We start from the raw sequence: 15,364 nt of genomic DNA, 5'->3' as shown, positions 1-15,364 counted from the left end.
GTGCGGGCTCTGCCCGTCTATATAAAGCGCAATCCCGATCAATCCTTGGTCAGGAATCTCGAAACGCTCTAATTGTGGATAAGTTCTGCGGCAATCGCCGCCAGATCGTCAAAAATCAAGGTGCCTACCGGTAAGGTCTTGCCCAAAGTCTTTTCGCCTTTCCCGGTCTTTACCAAAACTGGCTGAGAATCGACGGCTTTGGCGGCTTCCAGGTCACCAAGGCTGTCGCCGACGAACCAAAGATTGGTCAGCGACACGTTGTAATGCTCGGCGATGGTTTTCAGCATCCCGGGTTTTGGCTTGCGGCAATCGCAGCCGTCGTCCGGCCCGTGCGGGCAATAAACGATCAGCCCGACTTCACCGCCCTGCTCCGCCACCAGCGAGCGCAAGCGCTCGTGCATGGCGTCCAGGGTGGCGATGTCGTAATAGCCGCGAGCGATGCCCGACTGGTTGGTAGCGACCGCTACCGTCCAGCCGGCCTTGCTCAACTGCGCGATGGCTTCGATCGAACCGGGAAGTGGAATCCACTCCTCCACCGACTTGATGTAAGCGTCGGAGTCGTAATTGATCACCCCGTCGCGATCGAGAATCAGCAGTTTCAAACGCAGCCCCTTAGCCCAGCAGCGAGATATCAGCGACGCCGAGGAACAGGCCACGCAGACGCGCCAGCAAGGCATAGCGGTTGGCGCGGACCTTGGCATCTTCTGCGTTGACCATCACGGCTTCGAAGAACGCATCCACCGGCTCGCGCAAGGCGGCCAGGCGTGCCAGCGATTCGCTGTACTGACGCGCGGCGGCCATCGGCTGGACAGCCTGGTCCGCCTGCTGGATCGCCGAGTACAGGGAGAACTCGTTGGCATTGTCGAAGTACTTGGCTTCAACCACCGTCGGAACGGAGCCTTCGACCTTGCTCAGCAAGTTCGATACGCGCTTGTTCACGGCGGCGAGGGCCGCGGCTTCCGGCAATTTGCGGAAAGCTTCTACCGCTTGAACACGCTGGTCGAAGTCCAGTGCCGAACCCGGCTTCAGGGCACGCACCGACAGGTAAGTCGCGACATCCACGCCTTCGTCTTCGTAACGGGCACGCAGACGGTCGAAGATGAACTCCAGCACGGCGTCGTTGAGGCCGGCAGCCTTGACCTTGGCACCGAACGCATTCACGGCGAAAGCCACGGCGTCGTTCAGGTCCAGATCGAGCTTCTTGTCGATCAGGATACGCAGCACACCGAGTGCAGCACGGCGCAAGGCGTACGGGTCTTTGCTACCGGTTGGCAGCATGCCGATACCGAAAATGCCCACCAGTGTGTCGAGCTTGTCGGCGATGGCCACGGCTGCACCGGTCAAGGTGGTCGGCAGTTCAGCACCGGCACCGCGCGGCATGTACTGCTCGTTCAGCGCCAGAGCGACTTCTTCCGGCTCGCCGTCGTTGAGGGCGTAGTAGTAACCGGCGACACCTTGCATCTCCGGGAACTCACCGACCATTTCGGTCGCCAGGTCGCACTTGGACAGCAGGCCGGCACGGGACGCCCAGGCTGCGTTGCCGCCAATGCGTTGTGCGATGAACGCAGCGAGTTTGGAAACACGCTCGGCCTTGTCGTAGACGCTGCCGAGTTTTTCCTGGAATACCACGTTCTGCAGGCGCAGGTTGAAGTCTTCGAGTTTCTGCTTCTTGTCTTGCTTGAAGAAGAACTCGGCGTCGGTCAGGCGTGGGCGAACCACTTTCTCGTTACCGGCGATGATCTGCTGCGGGTCTTTGCTTTCGATGTTGGCCACGGTGATGAAACGTGGCAGCAACTTGCCGTCGGCATCCAGCAGGCAGAAATACTTCTGGTTGTCCTGCATGGTGGTGATCAGCGCTTCTTGCGGCACGTCGAGGAAACGTTCTTCGAACGAACACACCAGCGGCACTGGCCACTCAACCAGCGCGGTTACTTCGTCGAGCAGCGCCGGCGGAACAATCGCCGTGCCTTCCTGACGGGTAGCCAGTTCTTCGGTGCGCTTGCTGATGATGTCGCGACGTTCGTTGGCATCGGCCAGGACGTAAGCGGCACGCAAGTCGGCCAGGTAATTGGCCGGCGAGGTGATGCGCACGTTTTCCGGGTGATGGAAGCGGTGACCACGGGAATCGCGGCCAGCCTTCTGGGCGAGGATGGTGCAATCGATGACTTCGTCACCGAGCAGCATCACCAGCCATTGGGTCGGACGAACGAATTCTTCCTTGCGAGCGCCCCAACGCATGCGTTTCGGGATCGGCAGGTCGTTCAGCGAATCTTCGACGATGGTCGGCAGCAGGCTCGCGGTCGGCTTGCCGGCGATGCTTTGGCTGTAACGCAGTTTCGGACCGCTCTGATCGATTTCGCTCAGCTCGACACCGCACTTCTTGGCAAAACCCAGTGCTGCCTGGGTCGGGTTGCCTTCGGCATCGAACGCCGCCTGACGTGGCGGGCCATCGAGGTTGATGCTGCGATCCGGTTGCTGGGTGGCCAGCGACGTGATCAGCACGGCCAGGCGACGCGGCGCGGCGTAGACGGTTTTGGTCTCGTAGTTCAGACCGGCGGCTTGCAGGCCCTTGTCGATACCGGCGAGGAACGCCTCGGCCAGGGTGTTCAGGGCTTTGGGTGGCAGTTCTTCAGTGCCCAGTTCAACCAGAAAATCCAGAGCACTCATTGTGCAGCCTCCAGCTTGGCCAGTACTTCATCACGCAGGTCCGGGGTCGCCATCGGGAAGCCCAGCTTGGCGCGAGCCAGCAGGTAGGCTTGCGCAACGGAACGCGCCAGGGTGCGTACACGCAGAATGTATTGCTGACGCGCAGTCACCGAGATCGCCCGGCGCGCATCCAGCAGGTTGAAAGTATGGGAAGCCTTCAACACCATTTCGTAGCTCGGCAACGGCAGCGGCTGGTCGAGTTCGATCAGGCGCTTGGCTTCGCTTTCATAGAAGTCGAACAGTTCGAACAGCTTCTCGACGTTGGCGTGTTCGAAGTTGTAGGTCGACTGCTCCACTTCGTTCTGGTGGAACACGTCGCCGTAGGTCACCTTGCCCATCGGGCCGTCAGCCCAGACCAGGTCGTAGACCGAGTCCACGCCTTGCAGGTACATGGCCAGACGCTCCAGACCGTAGGTAATCTCGCCGGTCACCGGGTAGCACTCGATGCCGCCCGCTTGCTGGAAGTAAGTGAACTGGGTCACTTCCATGCCATTGAGCCAGACTTCCCAGCCCAGACCCCAGGCGCCGAGGGTCGGCGATTCCCAGTTGTCTTCGACGAAGCGGATGTCGTGGACCAATGGGTCCAGGCCGACGTGCTTGAGGGAGCCCAGGTACAGTTCCTGGAAGTTGTCCGGGTTCGGCTTCAATACCACCTGGAACTGGTAGTAGTGCTGCAGACGGTTCGGGTTTTCGCCGTAGCGGCCGTCAGTCGGGCGACGACTGGGCTGCACATAAGCGGCGTTCCAGGTTTCCGGGCCAATGGCACGCAGGAATGTGGCAGTGTGGAAAGTGCCGGCGCCTACTTCCATATCGTAGGGCTGAAGTACCACACAACCTTGCTCGGCCCAGTATTGCTGGAGCGCGAGGATCAAGTCTTGGAAGGTACGCACGGCTGGCGTAGGCTGGCTCACGAAATTCACCTGTTTCTTGGGCTGCGATTTAAAGAGCGGGAGTATACCCGATTCATTGCTGCGCACGCCCCCTGGAGCCTTATGCCACGCTGCTTTTGGTGTTCCGAAGATCCGCTGTACATGGCTTATCACGACCAGGAGTGGGGCACGCCGCTACGCGATGCGCAGGGATTGTTCGAGTTGCTTTTGCTCGAAGGGTTCCAGGCCGGCCTCTCATGGATCACGGTCTTGCGTAAACGTGAGCGTTATCGCGAGGTGCTGTTCGGCTTTGACGTACAGCGCGTGGCGCAGATGAGCGACGCGGAAATCGATGAATTGATGCTCGATCCGGGCATCATCCGCAACCGTCTCAAACTCAACGCCGCCCGACGCAACGCCCAGGCCTGGCTGGCGCTGGAGGACCCGGTGGCGTTTCTCTGGTCCTTCGTTGGCGGCACGCCGGTGATCAATCATTTCAAGGATCGCACCGAAGTCCCGGCGGTCACGCCAGTGGCGGTGGAAATGAGCAAAGGCCTGAAAAAGGCCGGCTTCACGTTCGTCGGGCCGACCATTTGCTATGCGCTGATGCAGGCCTCGGGCATGGTCATGGACCACACCCAGGATTGCGATCGCTACGCGACCTTGGCGAACGGCGGTTAGAATAGCCGCCTCGCGCACAGCACAAAATCAGGAGTGACCTGTGGATAAGTTTAAAGGCGCCTTGCTGGTAGGCGCTCTGCGGCTGTTTGCCCTGCTCCCGTGGCGGGCCGTGCAGGCCGTGGGCTCGGCGATTGGCTGGGTCATGTGGAAAACCCCGAACCGTTCCCGCGATGTGGTGCGGATCAACCTCGCCAAGTGTTTCCCCGAGATGGACCCGGCCGAGCGTGAGCGTCTGGTCGGCCAGAGCCTGAAAGACATCGGCAAGTCCCTGACCGAAAGCGCCTGCGCCTGGATCTGGCCGGCCCAGCGCTCCATCGACCTGGTGCGCGAAGTCGAAGGCCTCGACGTCTTGAAAGACGCCCTCGCCTCCGGCAAAGGGGTCGTCGGTATCACCAGTCACCTGGGCAATTGGGAAGTGTTGAACCACTTTTATTGCAATCAGTGCAAACCGATCATTTTCTATCGGCCACCGAAGTTGAAGGCTGTGGATGATTTGCTGCGCAAACAGCGGGTGCAATTGGGCAATCGGGTAGCCGCTTCCACCAAGGAAGGCATCCTCAGCGTCATCAAGGAAGTGCGCAAAGGTGGTGCAGTGGGCATTCCCGCTGACCCGGAACCGGCCGAATCCGCCGGGATCTTCGTGCCTTTCTTCGCCACTCAAGCCCTGACCAGCAAGTTCGTGCCGAATATGCTCGCCGGTGGCAAAGCGGTCGGCGTGTTCCTGCATGCCCTGCGGCTGCCGGACGGTTCGGGGTACAAAGTGATCCTGGAAGCGGCGCCAGAGGCCATGTACAGCACCGATACCGAGACGTCCTGCGCAGCCATGAGCCAAGTGGTCGAGCGCTATGTGCGGGCGTACCCAAGCCAGTACATGTGGAGCATGAAGCGCTTCAAGAAGCGTCCACCGGGCGAAGAACGCTGGTATTGAGTAGGTTGGCATGATCTGTGGATAATTCCGGGGCCAGGGTTATCCACAACTGTTCATTAAAGGGCGCAGCAGATGTCCGAACACCGCAAATCGTTTCGCATCAAGATCAGCCATGAAAGCTTCGGCGAATGCCTGGGTCAGACGCGCAACCTGTCGACCACGGGTGTCTACGTCAAGCATCCGCGCCTGTCGTCGTTGCCCAAGGGCGCGGTGGTGTATGGGCAGGTGCAGGACTTACCCACAGGTGCGCCGCGAGTGCGCATGGAAGTGATTCAGGTTGATGCCGACGGGATAGGCCTGCGCTACCTCTGATCAGTGAGCGTTGCGCTCGAGTTTCTTCAGAAACACCGTCATTTCCTTCTCTGCCTGCTTGTCGCCATGGGCGCGGGCGGCTTCCAGACCTTGTTCCCAGGCCTGCCGGGCGGCCGCGAAATCTTCCTGCGCCAGATGGGCCTTGCCCAATAGCTTCCAGGCCGCTGAATACTTCGGATCGAATTCGACGCAGCGCTGGAAATGCTCGGCCGCCTTGGCATTTTCCCCGAGATCCAGATAACCCTTGCCCAGGCCGAAGCGCAGCAATGAGTTATCCACACCCTTGGCGAGCATTTTTTCCAGGGATTCGAGCATTGGGTGGATTCCTTGTTGAGGTGTGTCAGGAGTTGATCTGTTTTAGTGAGGCCGCCTTCGCGAGCAGGCTCGCTCCCACAATTGATCTTCAGTGAACACGAATACAGTGTGCGGCGAAAATCCCACTGTGGGAGCGAGCCTGCTCGCGAAGAGGCCCCCACAGTCGCCAAAAATACCGGATCAGAAGAAGCTCAGCCCTACATGAAACAGCTTCTCCACATCGCGAATATGCTTTTTATCCACAAGGAACAAAATCACATGGTCGCCCGTTTCGATCACTGTATCGTCATGCGCAATGATCACTTCCTCATCACGAATGATCGCGCCAATCGTCGTTCCTGGCGGCAAACCGATGTTCTCGATGGCCCTGCCAATCACCTTGCTCGACTTCGCATCACCATGGGCAATCGCCTCGATGGCCTCCGCCGCGCCCCGGCGCAGTGAGTGCACGCTGACGATATCGCCACGCCGTACGTGGGCTAGCAAGGTGCCGATGGTCGCCAGTTGAGGGCTGATGGCGATGTCGATGTCGCCGCCCTGAATCAGATCCACGTACGCCGGGTTGTTGATGATCGTCATCACCTTCTTCGCGCCCAGGCGCTTGGCCAGCAGCGAGGACATGATGTTGGCTTCGTCATCGTTGGTCAGGGCCAGGAAGATATCCGCGTCGGCGATGTTCTCTTCCATCAGCAAATCACGGTCGGACGCACTGCCCTGCAACACCACGGTGCTGTCGAGGGTGTCCGAGAGATGACGGCAGCGGGCCGGGTTCATCTCGATGATCTTCACCTGGTAACGACTTTCGATGGCCTCGGCCAGTCGCTCGCCGATCTGCCCGCCGCCGGCAATGACGATGCGCTTGTAGGTTTCATCCAGCCGGCGCATTTCGCTCATCACCGCGCGGATATTGTCCTTGGCGGCGATGAAAAACACTTCGTCGTCGGCCTCGATGACGGTGTCACCCTGAGGCAGAATCGGCCGGTCACGGCGGAAAATCGCAGCGACTCGGGTTTCGACATTCGGCATGTGTTCGCGCAATTGCCGCAATTGCTGACCCACCAGCGGCCCGCCGTAATACGCCTTCACCGCGACCAGTTGCGCCTTGCCTTCGGCGAAGTCGATCACCTGCAAGGCGCCCGGATGCTGGATCAGGCGCTTGATGTAGTTGGTCACCACTTGTTCCGGGCTGATCAGCACATCCACCGGGATCGCGTCGTTATCGAACAATTCGGAGCGCGTGAGGTACGCCGCTTCGCGCACCCGGGCGATTTTGGTCGGCGTGTGGAACAGAGTGTGCGCAACCTGGCAGGCCACCATGTTGGTTTCGTCGCTGTTGGTCACGGCCACCAGCATGTCGGCGTCGTCCGCGCCGGCCTGGCGCAGCACCGTCGGCAGTGAGCCGCGGCCATGCACGGTGCGGATGTCTAGCCGATCGCCGAGGTCGCGCAGGCGATCGCCGTCGGTGTCGACCACGGTGATGTCGTTGGCTTCGCTGGCCAAGTGCTCCGCCAGCGAACCACCGACCTGCCCTGCACCGAGGATGATGATTTTCATCCAGTCACTCCATTAAATCGGTTTATCACCGCGCGGCGGCAATCTTGATCAGCTTGGCGTAGTAGAACCCGTCGTGCCCACCTTCCTGGGCCAGCAATTGGCGACCATGTGGTTGCTTGATCCCGGCCGCCGTAGCGAGGTCCAGCTCACGAGCGCCCGGCGTGCGGGCGAGGAAGGCTTCGATGACTTCGGTGTTTTCGGTCGGCAGCGTCGAGCAGGTGGCATAAAGCAGAATGCCGCCCACTTCCAGAGTTATCCACAGGGCATCGAGCAATTCGCCTTGCAGTACGGCGAGTGCGGCGATGTCGTCGGGTTGGCGGGTCAGCTTGATGTCCGGGTGACGACGGATGACGCCGGTGGCCGAGCACGGCGCGTCCAGCAGGATGCGCTGGAACGGTTTGCCGTCCCACCAGGTCTGGGTGTCGCGGCCGTCGGCGGCGATCAGTTCGGCGCTGAGGCCCAGACGCGCCAGGTTCTCGCGCACCCGCACCAGACGTTTGGCTTCCAAGTCCACCGCGACGACGCCGGCCAGTTGTGGCTCGGCTTCGAGGATATGGCAGGTCTTGCCGCCCGGCGCGCAGCAGGCGTCCAGCACCCGTTGGCCCGGTGCCAGGTCGAGCAGGTCGGCGGCCAATTGTGCCGCCTCGTCCTGCACGCTGATCCAGCCTTCGGCGAAGCCCGGCAAGCTGCGCACGTCGGCGGCGGATTCAAGGATGATGCCATCCTGACTGTAGACGCACGGCGTCGCGGCGATCCCGGCTTCGGTCAGCAAACCAAGGTAGGCGTCGCGAGTGTGATGGCGACGGTTGACCCGCAGGATCATCGGCGGATGCGCGTTGTTCGCCGCGCAAATGGCTTCCCATTGTTCAGGCCAGAAGGCCTTCAGGGATTTTTGCAGCCAGCGCGGGTGTGCGGTACGCACCACCGGGTCATGTTCCAGCTCGGCCAGCAGCGCTTCGCTTTCCCGTTGGGCACGGCGCAGTACGGCGTTGAGCAAGGCCTTGGCCCAAGGCTTTTTCAGTTTGTCCGCGCAGCCGACCGTTTCACCAATGGCGGCGTGGGCCGGTACGCGGGTGTAGAGCAGTTGATAGAGGCCTACCAGCAACAGCGCCTCGACGTCCGCATCCGCAGCCTTGAACGGCTTTTGCAACAGTTTGGCCGCCAGCGCCGACAAACGTGGCTGCCAGCGCGCGGTGCCGAACGCCAGGTCCTGAGTGAAGCCGCGATCGCGGTCTTCAACCTTGTCCATTTGTGTCGGCAGAGAACTGTTGAGCGAGGCTTTTCCGTTCAGAACAGCGGCAAGTGCCTTGGCGGCGGCCAGACGCGGGTTCATTGAGCGTCCGCCGCTTGACCAAGCACGGTGCCGACGGCGAATTTCTCTTTACGGCTGTTGAACAGATCGCTGAAGTTCAGCGCCTTGCCGCCGGGCAATTGCAGGCGGGTCAGGCACAGCGCTTGCTCACCGCAAGCAACGAGCAAGCCGTCCTTGCTGGCGCTGAGGATTTCCCCTGCCGCGCCCTTACCTTCGGCGAGGCTCGCGGCCAGCACTTTCAGCGCTTCGCCGTTCAGCGTGCTGTGGGTAACCGGCCATGGATTGAAGGCGCGAACCAGACGTTCCAGCTCAACCGCCGGGCGAGTCCAGTCGATGCGCGCTTCGTCCTTGTTCAATTTGTGAGCATAAGTGGCGAGGCTGTCGTCCTGCACTTCGCCCTCCAGCGTGCCAGCGGCGAGGCCGCCAATCGCCTGAATCACCGCCGGTGGGCCCATCTCTGCCAGACGATCATGCAGGCTGCCGCCGGTGTCGTCAGCAGTGATCGGCGTGGTGACTTTGAGCAGCATCGGCCCGGTGTCCAGGCCCAGCTCCATGCGCATCACGGTCACGCCGCTTTCACTGTCGCCCGCTTCGACGGCGCGCTGGATCGGCGCCGCACCGCGCCAGCGTGGCAGCAGGGACGCGTGGCTGTTGATGCAGCCCAGGCGCGGAATATCCAGCACCACTTGCGGCAAGATCAGGCCGTAGGCGACCACTACCAGCAAGTCCGGCTTGAGCGCGGCCAGTTCGGCCTGAGCGTCTTCGTTGCGCAGGGTCGGCGGTTGCAACACCGGGATGTTGTTTTCCAACGCCAACTGCTTGACCGGGCTCGGCATCAGCTTTTGCCCACGGCCCGCCGGACGGTCCGGCTGGGTGTAGACCGCGACGATCTCATAAGGGCTGTCGAGCAGGGCCTTGAGGTGTTCGGCGGCGAATTCCGGGGTGCCGGCAAAGACGATGCGCAGTGGCTGAGTCATGGAAGCTCTCTATTACAAAGCAGTCGCAAAAGAAAAAGGCTTGCCGCAGCAAGCCTTTGAAAGGAGGGCATCAAGCGTTCTGGCGATGGAGCTTTTCCAGTTTCTTCTTGATTCGGTCGCGTTTGAGACTGGACAGGTAGTCGACGAACAATTTGCCATTCAGGTGGTCGCATTCATGCTGGATGCACACGGCGAGCAGGCCTTCGGCGATCAGTTCGTAAGGCTGGCCGTCGCGGTCCAGGGCCTTGATCTTGACCTTCTGTGGGCGATCGACGTTTTCGTAGAAGCCCGGCACCGAGAGGCAGCCTTCCTGGTATTGCTCCATCTCGTCAGTCAGGGTCTCGAACTCGGGGTTGATGAACACCCGTGGTTCGCTGCGGTCTTCGGAGAGGTCCATCACCACGATACGTTTGTGCACGTTGACCTGGGTCGCGGCGAGGCCGATGCCTGGCGCTTCATACATTGTTTCAAACATGTCATCGACCAACTGACGCACTTCGTCGTCCACTACGGCCACAGGTTTGGCGATAGTGCGCAGGCGCGAGTCGGGGAATTCGAGGATGTCTAAAATGGCCATAAGCTTGATTGCTGCACATGTGAGGAAAGTCGGGTCGATGGCCTGGCGGGTCCGAAGATGCAGGCTACCGTTGTAAAACGTAGCTCCCTTTTCTTAGTAAAGCACGGGGAGCGAGCCACGAAGGCTCTGGCGTTTTACGCGAACGCACATAATAAAGGGATTCACCGCATGAGGAAATCACTACTCGCCTTGCTCCTTCTGGCTTCGGCCGGTGTGGCGCACGGGCAAGTGCAACTCAAGGAAGGTTTTCCACAGCAATACACAGTGGTTGCGGGGGACACACTCTGGGACATCTCCGGTAAATACCTGCGCCAGCCGTGGCAATGGCCCGAGCTGTGGCAGGCCAATCCGCAAATCGAAAACCCCAATCTCATCTATCCCGGCGACTCGCTGTCGCTGGTCTACGTCAACGGCCAGCCGCGGCTGACGCTCAATCGCGGTGCATCGCGCGGCACGATCAAGCTTTCACCCAGGGTGCGCAGTTCGCCGGTGGCCGAAGCCATCCCGAGCATTCCGCTGCGATCGATCAACAGCTTTTTGCTGAGTAACCGCATCGTCGACAAGGTCGAGGATTTCAACGAGGCGCCTTACATCGTCGCCGGCGATGCCGAACGCGTGCTCAGCGGCACCGGAGACCGCATCTTCGCCCGCGGTCATTTCGATCCCGATCAACCGGTCTACGGGATCTTCCGTCAGGGCAAGGTCTACACCGATCCCGAGACCAAAGAGTTTTTGGGGATCAACGCCGATGACATTGGTGGCGGTGAAATAGTCGCCACTGAAGGCGACGTCGCCACCCTCGCCTTGCAACGCACCACCCAGGAAGTGCGCCTCGGCGACCGCTTGTTCAGCGGCGAAGAACGCTCGATCAACTCGACCTTCATGCCCAGCGCGCCGAAAAATCCGGTCAACGGGCTAATCATCGATGTGCCGCGCGGCGTGACGCAGATTGGCGCGCTGGATGTGGTCACGCTGAACAAGGGGCAGCGTGATGGCCTCGTCGAAGGCAACGTGCTGGTGGTGATGAAAACCGGCGAAACCGTGCGCGACCGGATCACTGGCCAGCCGCTGAAGATTCCCGATGAGCAGGCCGGATTGCTGATGGTTTTCCGCACCTACGACAAGCTCAGCTACGGGCTGGTGCTCAACGCTTCGCGCTCTTTGGCCGTGATGGACAAGGTGCGAAATCCTTAGCCAGCTCCACAAGTTACCAACAGAGTTATCCACAGCTTATTCCCGTTTGAACGGGGCCCATAACGATCAAGGATGATCCATGTCGCTGCCTGCCGTTACACCGGTTTCCCCTGCGGAACTGGAAGCTCGTTTACGTTTGCACCGTTTACCGGAACTCGGCCCGGCGCGTTTCAAGAAGCTGCTCGAAGCCTTCGGCTCGGCGTCCAAAGCCATCAGTGCGCCGGCCAGTGCCTGGCGTTCGCTGGGCTTGCCGGTGGCGTGCGCCGAGGCTCGCCGCGCCAATGAAGTGCGCGATGGCGCCAGCCACGCATTGGCCTGGCTAGAGCGTCCGGGCCAGCATTTACTGATGTGGGACCAGCCTGACTACCCGGCGCTGCTGGCAGAAATCAGCGATGCGCCGCCGCTGTTGTTCGTAGCGGGCGATCCGGGAATTCTGGAAAAACCGCAACTGGCGATGGTCGGCAGTCGCCGCGCTTCACGGCCGGGCATGGACACCGCTGCCGCATTTTCCCGCAGCTTGGCGGGCGCCGGTTTCGTCATCACCAGCGGGCTGGCGCTGGGCATTGATGCGGCCGCGCATCAAGCCGCACTGGATGTGGGCGGGCAAACGGTCGGTGTACTTGGCACGGGACTTGAAAAGTTTTATCCACAGCGCAATCGACGACTGGCCGACGCCATGATTGCGTCGGGCAGTGCGGTGCTTTCGGAGTTCCCGCTGGACGCCGGCCCCACCGCCAGCAACTTCCCCCGGCGCAATCGAATCATCAGCGGTTTGTCGCTTGGCGTGCTGGTGGTCGAAGCCAGTGTGGCGAGTGGTTCGCTGATCACCGCGAGGCTGGCGGCGGAGCAAGGTCGGGAGGTGTATGCGATTCCTGGATCGATCCATCATCCTGGCGCCAAGGGGTGTCATCAGTTGATCCGGGACGGCGCGATGCTGGTGGAGACCATCGACCATATCCTCGAAGCCTTGCGCGGCTGGCAACAGTTACCGTTGTACAGCGAGGCGCCTTCGGTGACCCATCCGTTGCTCATGCTGTTGCACGCGGCGCCGCACACCAGCGAAGCGTTGTCCGTCACCAGCGGCTGGGCCTTGCCCAAAGTGCTGGCGGCGTTGACCGAGCTGGAAATGGATGGCCGCGCCGTTTGCGAAAGCGGGCGCTGGTTTGCGCGGGTGAGCTAGGTTTTATAAAGAAGATCGGTAAACTGCGCAGAGCCTTATTCCGGAGAGTTTTTCATGGTCAACAGTTGGCGTGTGCAACAAGCCGCGCAAGCCGTTCGCGCAGGGGCGGTGATTGCCTATCCAACCGAAGCGGTCTGGGGGCTGGGTTGCGACCCGTGGGACGAAGAAGCGGTGTATCGTCTGTTGATGCTCAAGGGTCGGTCTATGGAGAAGGGCCTGATTCTGGTTGCCGACAACATTCGTCAGTTCGACTTCCTCTTCGAAGACTTCCCGGAACTGTGGATGGATCGCATGGCCAGTACCTGGCCTGGGCCTAACACTTGGCTGGTGCCGCATCAGAATCTGTTGCCGCAGTGGATCACCGGGGTCCATGAAACCGTTGCGTTGCGGGTCAGCGACCATCCGCTGGTGCGGGATTTATGCGCCATTGTCGGGCCCTTGGTGTCGACTTCGGCCAATCCGCAGGGACGGCCGGCGGCGCGCACGCGGCTTCGCGTGGAGCAGTATTTCCGCGGAGAGCTGGATTTCGTGTTGGGAGGGAACCTGGGAGGGCGCAAGAACCCGAGCGTTATCCGGGATCTCGCGACCGGCCACGTTGTGCGCCAGGGCTGACACCCAGCAGACCTGTGGCGAGGGAGCTTGTCGGAACGCCGCATCGCCCCGTTGGCGGGAGCAAGCTCCCTCGCCACAGTTTGGTGTTATGGCAGCAAAACTGTCGAACCAGTAGTGCGCCGTGCCGACAACTCGGTCTGCGCCTTCGCCGCATCAGCCAGCGGATACGTGTGACTGATGTCCACGTGCAGCTTCGCGCTGATGATCATCTCAAACAGCTCATCCGCCATCCGCTGCAGGTTCTCGGCATTGTTGGCGTAAGTCCCGAGCGTCGGCCGGGTCACGTACAGCGAACCCTTCGCCGCCAGTATCCCCAGATTCACCCCATCCACTGCGCCGGACGCATTCCCGAAGCTCACCACCAACCCGCGGGCCGCTACGCTATCGAGCGACGTCAGCCAGGTGTCTTTGCCGACGCCGTCGTACACCACCGGCACCTTCTTGCCGTCGGTCAATTCCAGTACGCGTTGTGCGACGTTTTCATGGCTGTAGTCGATGGTCGCCCAGGCACCGTTGGCCTTGGCCAGTGCGGCTTTCTCCGGGGAGCTGACCGTGCCGATCAACTTCACACCCAGCGCCTTGGCCCATTGGCAGGCCAGCGAACCGACACCCCCGGCGGCGGCGTGGAACAGCACGGTTTCGCCACCCTTGAGTTCATAGGTCTGACGCAGCAGGTACTGCACGGTCAGGCCCTTGAGCATCACCCCGGCCGCCGTTTCGAAGCTGATTGCCTCTGGCAGCAGCACCAGATTGGCCTCGGGCAAGACGTGAACGTCGCTGTAGGCACCCAAAGGGCCGCTGCCGTAAGCCACGCGATCACCGACCTTGAAGCGGGTCACTGCGCTGCCCACCGCTTCGACGATGCCCGCGCCTTCCGAACCCAGGCCAGACGGCAAGGCCGGCGGCGGATAAAGGCCGCTGCGGTAATAGGTGTCGATGAAATTCAGGCCGATGGCCTTGTTGGCGACGCGGACTTGCTGCGGGCCCGGCTCGGCGGGTTGGTAATCGACATACTCAAGCACTTCGGGGCCGCCATGGGCGCGGAACTGGATTCGCTTTGCCATCAGAACTCTCCTTAGGTCATTTGCCAAGCTCCCTATCGGACTCCTAACCCTGATCTTCGTCAACTGCGGTGGAGCAAGGTGCAGTGTTATCCTACGCAGCAATTTGCCGCCGGCCATTGATGGCCGCGTAGCTTTGCCCGATTCAAGGTGATGACATGACAACCCGCACCGAGGCCGTAAAAGCCTACCTGCTCGACCTGCAAGACCGCATTTGCGCGGCCCTCGAAGCCGAGGATGGCGGCACACGTTTCGTCGAAGACGCCTGGATCCGGCCGGCCGGTGGTGGCGGTCGCACGCGAGTGATCGAAAACGGCGCGGTGATCGAAAAGGGCGGCGTCAACTTTTCCCACGTCTTCGGCAGCGGTCTCCCACCGTCCGCCAGCGCTCATCGGCCAGAATTGGCCGGCCGGGGCTTCGAAGCCCTCGGCGTGTCGCTGGTGATTCACCCGCACAACCCGCATGTGCCGACGTCCCACGCCAACGTGCGCTTTTTCATCGCTGAAAAAGAAGGTGAAGAACCGGTCTGGTGGTTCGGCGGCGGTTTCGACCTGACCCCTTATTACGGCAATGAAGCAGACTGCGTGCACTGGCACCGCGTCGCCGAGCAGGCCTGTGCGCCGTTCGGTCCGGATGTCTATTCGCGCTACAAAGCCTGGTGCGACAGCTATTTCCACATCAAGCATCGCCACGAGCCGCGCGGCATCGGCGGCCTGTTTTTCGATGATTTGAACGAGTGGGACTTCGACACCAGCTTCGCCTTCATGCGCGCCATCGGCGACGCGTACATCGACGCTTACCTGCCAATCGTGCAACGCCGCAAAAACGATGCGTTCACCGCCAAGCAGCGTGAATTCCAGGAATTCCGTCGTGGCCGTTACGTCGAATTCAACCTGGTCTACGACCGTGGCACCTTGTTCGGCCTGCAATCGGGCGGGCGTACCGAGTCGATCCTGATGTCGCTGCCGCCGCAAGTGCGTTGGAGCTATGACTGGAAAGCCGAACCGGGCAGTGAAGAAGCTCGCCTGACCGAATACTTCCTGCAAGACCGCGATTGGTTGGCCGAGGCCTGAACGAGGAGTTCTG

Annotated in this window: 16 protein-coding genes; 7 read left to right on the top strand and 9 right to left on the bottom strand. The window is 61.1% G+C overall.

Features of this window, described 5'->3' with window-relative positions:
- Positions 1-68 precede the first annotated feature (68 nt).
- The 3 genes from gmhB to glyQ are packed head-to-tail and all read right to left on the bottom strand — an operon-like array spanning position 69 to position 3,617.
- Positions 69-608, bottom strand: coding sequence for a D-glycero-beta-D-manno-heptose 1,7-bisphosphate 7-phosphatase (gene gmhB / locus ACWKV5_RS12825; protein WP_483841693.1), 540 nt, complete (start codon positions 606-608; stop codon positions 69-71).
- A gap of 4 nt (positions 609-612) precedes the next feature.
- Positions 613-2,667 (bottom strand): glycine--tRNA ligase subunit beta, encoded by a 2,055-nt coding sequence (glyS, locus tag ACWKV5_RS12820; protein ID WP_483841539.1) that lies wholly within the window; start codon positions 2,665-2,667, stop codon positions 613-615.
- Entirely contained in the window at positions 2,664-3,617 is a 954-nt protein-coding gene (gene glyQ / locus ACWKV5_RS12815) for a glycine--tRNA ligase subunit alpha (protein ID WP_008155694.1), read from the bottom strand. Before glyQ ends, glyS begins: the two co-directional genes overlap by 4 nt.
- A gap of 81 nt (positions 3,618-3,698) precedes the next feature.
- On the opposite strand from glyQ, the gene tag reads away from it, so the two are divergent.
- The 3 genes from tag (at position 3,699) to ACWKV5_RS12800 (ending at position 5,496) form a co-directional block, all read left to right on the top strand.
- Positions 3,699-4,256: a DNA-3-methyladenine glycosylase I gene (tag, locus tag ACWKV5_RS12810; RefSeq protein ID WP_123433240.1), complete on the top strand. Its 558-nt coding sequence runs from the start codon at positions 3,699-3,701 to the stop codon at positions 4,254-4,256.
- A gap of 40 nt (positions 4,257-4,296) precedes the next feature.
- Positions 4,297-5,184 (top strand): lysophospholipid acyltransferase, encoded by an 888-nt coding sequence (locus ACWKV5_RS12805; RefSeq protein WP_010465508.1) that lies wholly within the window; start codon positions 4,297-4,299, stop codon positions 5,182-5,184.
- Between the two features lie 72 nt (positions 5,185-5,256).
- Positions 5,257-5,496 (top strand): PilZ domain-containing protein, encoded by a 240-nt coding sequence (locus ACWKV5_RS12800; protein WP_483841538.1) that lies wholly within the window; start codon positions 5,257-5,259, stop codon positions 5,494-5,496.
- Here ACWKV5_RS12800 and ACWKV5_RS12795 read toward each other — a convergent pair whose 3' ends face one another.
- From ACWKV5_RS12795 to def, 5 genes are all read right to left on the bottom strand, one after another.
- Positions 5,497-5,811 carry a tetratricopeptide repeat protein gene (locus ACWKV5_RS12795; protein WP_027926194.1) on the bottom strand — a complete coding sequence of 105 codons (315 nt, stop codon included), beginning with the start codon at positions 5,809-5,811 and terminating at the stop codon, positions 5,497-5,499. It abuts the gene before it with no gap.
- Positions 5,812-5,991: 180 nt separating this feature from the next.
- Positions 5,992-7,365, bottom strand: a complete 1,374-nt coding sequence (gene trkA, locus ACWKV5_RS12790; RefSeq protein ID WP_483841537.1) for a Trk system potassium transporter TrkA — start codon at positions 7,363-7,365, stop codon at positions 5,992-5,994.
- A 25-nt stretch (positions 7,366-7,390) separates the two neighbouring features.
- Positions 7,391-8,698 (bottom strand): 16S rRNA (cytosine(967)-C(5))-methyltransferase RsmB, encoded by a 1,308-nt coding sequence (rsmB, locus tag ACWKV5_RS12785; RefSeq protein WP_483841536.1) that lies wholly within the window; start codon positions 8,696-8,698, stop codon positions 7,391-7,393.
- Positions 8,695-9,654: a methionyl-tRNA formyltransferase gene (gene fmt, locus ACWKV5_RS12780; RefSeq protein ID WP_483841535.1), complete on the bottom strand. Its 960-nt coding sequence runs from the start codon at positions 9,652-9,654 to the stop codon at positions 8,695-8,697. The genes rsmB and fmt overlap by 4 nt, the downstream gene beginning before the upstream one ends.
- Positions 9,655-9,724: 70 nt before the next feature.
- The gene (gene def, locus ACWKV5_RS12775; RefSeq protein ID WP_027926190.1) at positions 9,725-10,231 is read right to left on the bottom strand and encodes a peptide deformylase; all 507 of its coding nucleotides are present in this window, start codon (positions 10,229-10,231) and stop codon (positions 9,725-9,727) included.
- Between the two features lie 168 nt (positions 10,232-10,399).
- Between def and ACWKV5_RS12770 the strand changes: the two genes are divergently transcribed.
- The 3 genes from ACWKV5_RS12770 (at position 10,400) to tsaC (ending at position 13,217) form a co-directional block, all read left to right on the top strand.
- On the top strand, positions 10,400-11,425 hold the full coding sequence (locus ACWKV5_RS12770; RefSeq protein WP_483841534.1) for a LysM peptidoglycan-binding domain-containing protein: 1,026 nt from the start codon (positions 10,400-10,402) through the stop codon (positions 11,423-11,425).
- 79 nt (positions 11,426-11,504) lie between these two features.
- Positions 11,505-12,605 (top strand): DNA-processing protein DprA, encoded by a 1,101-nt coding sequence (dprA, locus tag ACWKV5_RS12765; protein WP_483841533.1) that lies wholly within the window; start codon positions 11,505-11,507, stop codon positions 12,603-12,605.
- Between the two features lie 54 nt (positions 12,606-12,659).
- Positions 12,660-13,217, top strand: coding sequence for an L-threonylcarbamoyladenylate synthase type 1 TsaC (gene tsaC, locus ACWKV5_RS12760; protein WP_483841532.1), 558 nt, complete (start codon positions 12,660-12,662; stop codon positions 13,215-13,217).
- 86 nt (positions 13,218-13,303) lie between these two features.
- Here the strand turns inward: tsaC and ACWKV5_RS12755 are convergent, their stop codons facing one another.
- The gene (locus ACWKV5_RS12755; RefSeq protein WP_483841531.1) at positions 13,304-14,281 is read right to left on the bottom strand and encodes an NADPH:quinone reductase; all 978 of its coding nucleotides are present in this window, start codon (positions 14,279-14,281) and stop codon (positions 13,304-13,306) included.
- Positions 14,282-14,436: 155 nt separating this feature from the next.
- Between ACWKV5_RS12755 and hemF the strand changes: the two genes are divergently transcribed.
- A complete protein-coding gene (gene hemF, locus ACWKV5_RS12750; protein WP_483841530.1) occupies positions 14,437-15,351 on the top strand; it encodes an oxygen-dependent coproporphyrinogen oxidase in 915 nt (304 codons plus the stop codon).
- The last annotated feature ends 13 nt before the right edge of the window (positions 15,352-15,364 follow it).

It is taken from the genome of Pseudomonas oplopanacis, assembly GCF_057128725.1.
Note: the sequence above shows the minus strand (reverse complement) of the source record. Positions and strands in the feature narration are given on the sequence as shown.

What these genes read in the sequence shown, in the direction of transcription:
- def (WP_027926190.1), bottom strand. Translation starts at nt 10,231, where the DNA reads ATGGCCATTTTAGACATCCTCGAATTCCCCGACTCGCGCCTGCGCACT.
- glyS (WP_483841539.1), bottom strand. Translation starts at nt 2,667, where the DNA reads ATGAGTGCTCTGGATTTTCTGGTTGAACTGGGCACTGAAGAACTGCCA.
- tsaC (WP_483841532.1), top strand. Translation starts at nt 12,660, where the DNA reads ATGGTCAACAGTTGGCGTGTGCAACAAGCCGCGCAAGCCGTTCGCGCA.
- ACWKV5_RS12800 (WP_483841538.1), top strand. Translation starts at nt 5,257, where the DNA reads ATGTCCGAACACCGCAAATCGTTTCGCATCAAGATCAGCCATGAAAGC.
- trkA (WP_483841537.1), bottom strand. Translation starts at nt 7,365, where the DNA reads ATGAAAATCATCATCCTCGGTGCAGGGCAGGTCGGTGGTTCGCTGGCG.
- ACWKV5_RS12755 (WP_483841531.1), bottom strand. Translation starts at nt 14,281, where the DNA reads ATGGCAAAGCGAATCCAGTTCCGCGCCCATGGCGGCCCCGAAGTGCTT.
- dprA (WP_483841533.1), top strand. Translation starts at nt 11,505, where the DNA reads ATGTCGCTGCCTGCCGTTACACCGGTTTCCCCTGCGGAACTGGAAGCT.
- ACWKV5_RS12770 (WP_483841534.1), top strand. Translation starts at nt 10,400, where the DNA reads ATGAGGAAATCACTACTCGCCTTGCTCCTTCTGGCTTCGGCCGGTGTG.
- rsmB (WP_483841536.1), bottom strand. Translation starts at nt 8,698, where the DNA reads ATGAACCCGCGTCTGGCCGCCGCCAAGGCACTTGCCGCTGTTCTGAAC.
- hemF (WP_483841530.1), top strand. Translation starts at nt 14,437, where the DNA reads ATGACAACCCGCACCGAGGCCGTAAAAGCCTACCTGCTCGACCTGCAA.
- tag (WP_123433240.1), top strand. Translation starts at nt 3,699, where the DNA reads ATGCCACGCTGCTTTTGGTGTTCCGAAGATCCGCTGTACATGGCTTAT.
- ACWKV5_RS12795 (WP_027926194.1), bottom strand. Translation starts at nt 5,811, where the DNA reads ATGCTCGAATCCCTGGAAAAAATGCTCGCCAAGGGTGTGGATAACTCA.
- fmt (WP_483841535.1), bottom strand. Translation starts at nt 9,654, where the DNA reads ATGACTCAGCCACTGCGCATCGTCTTTGCCGGCACCCCGGAATTCGCC.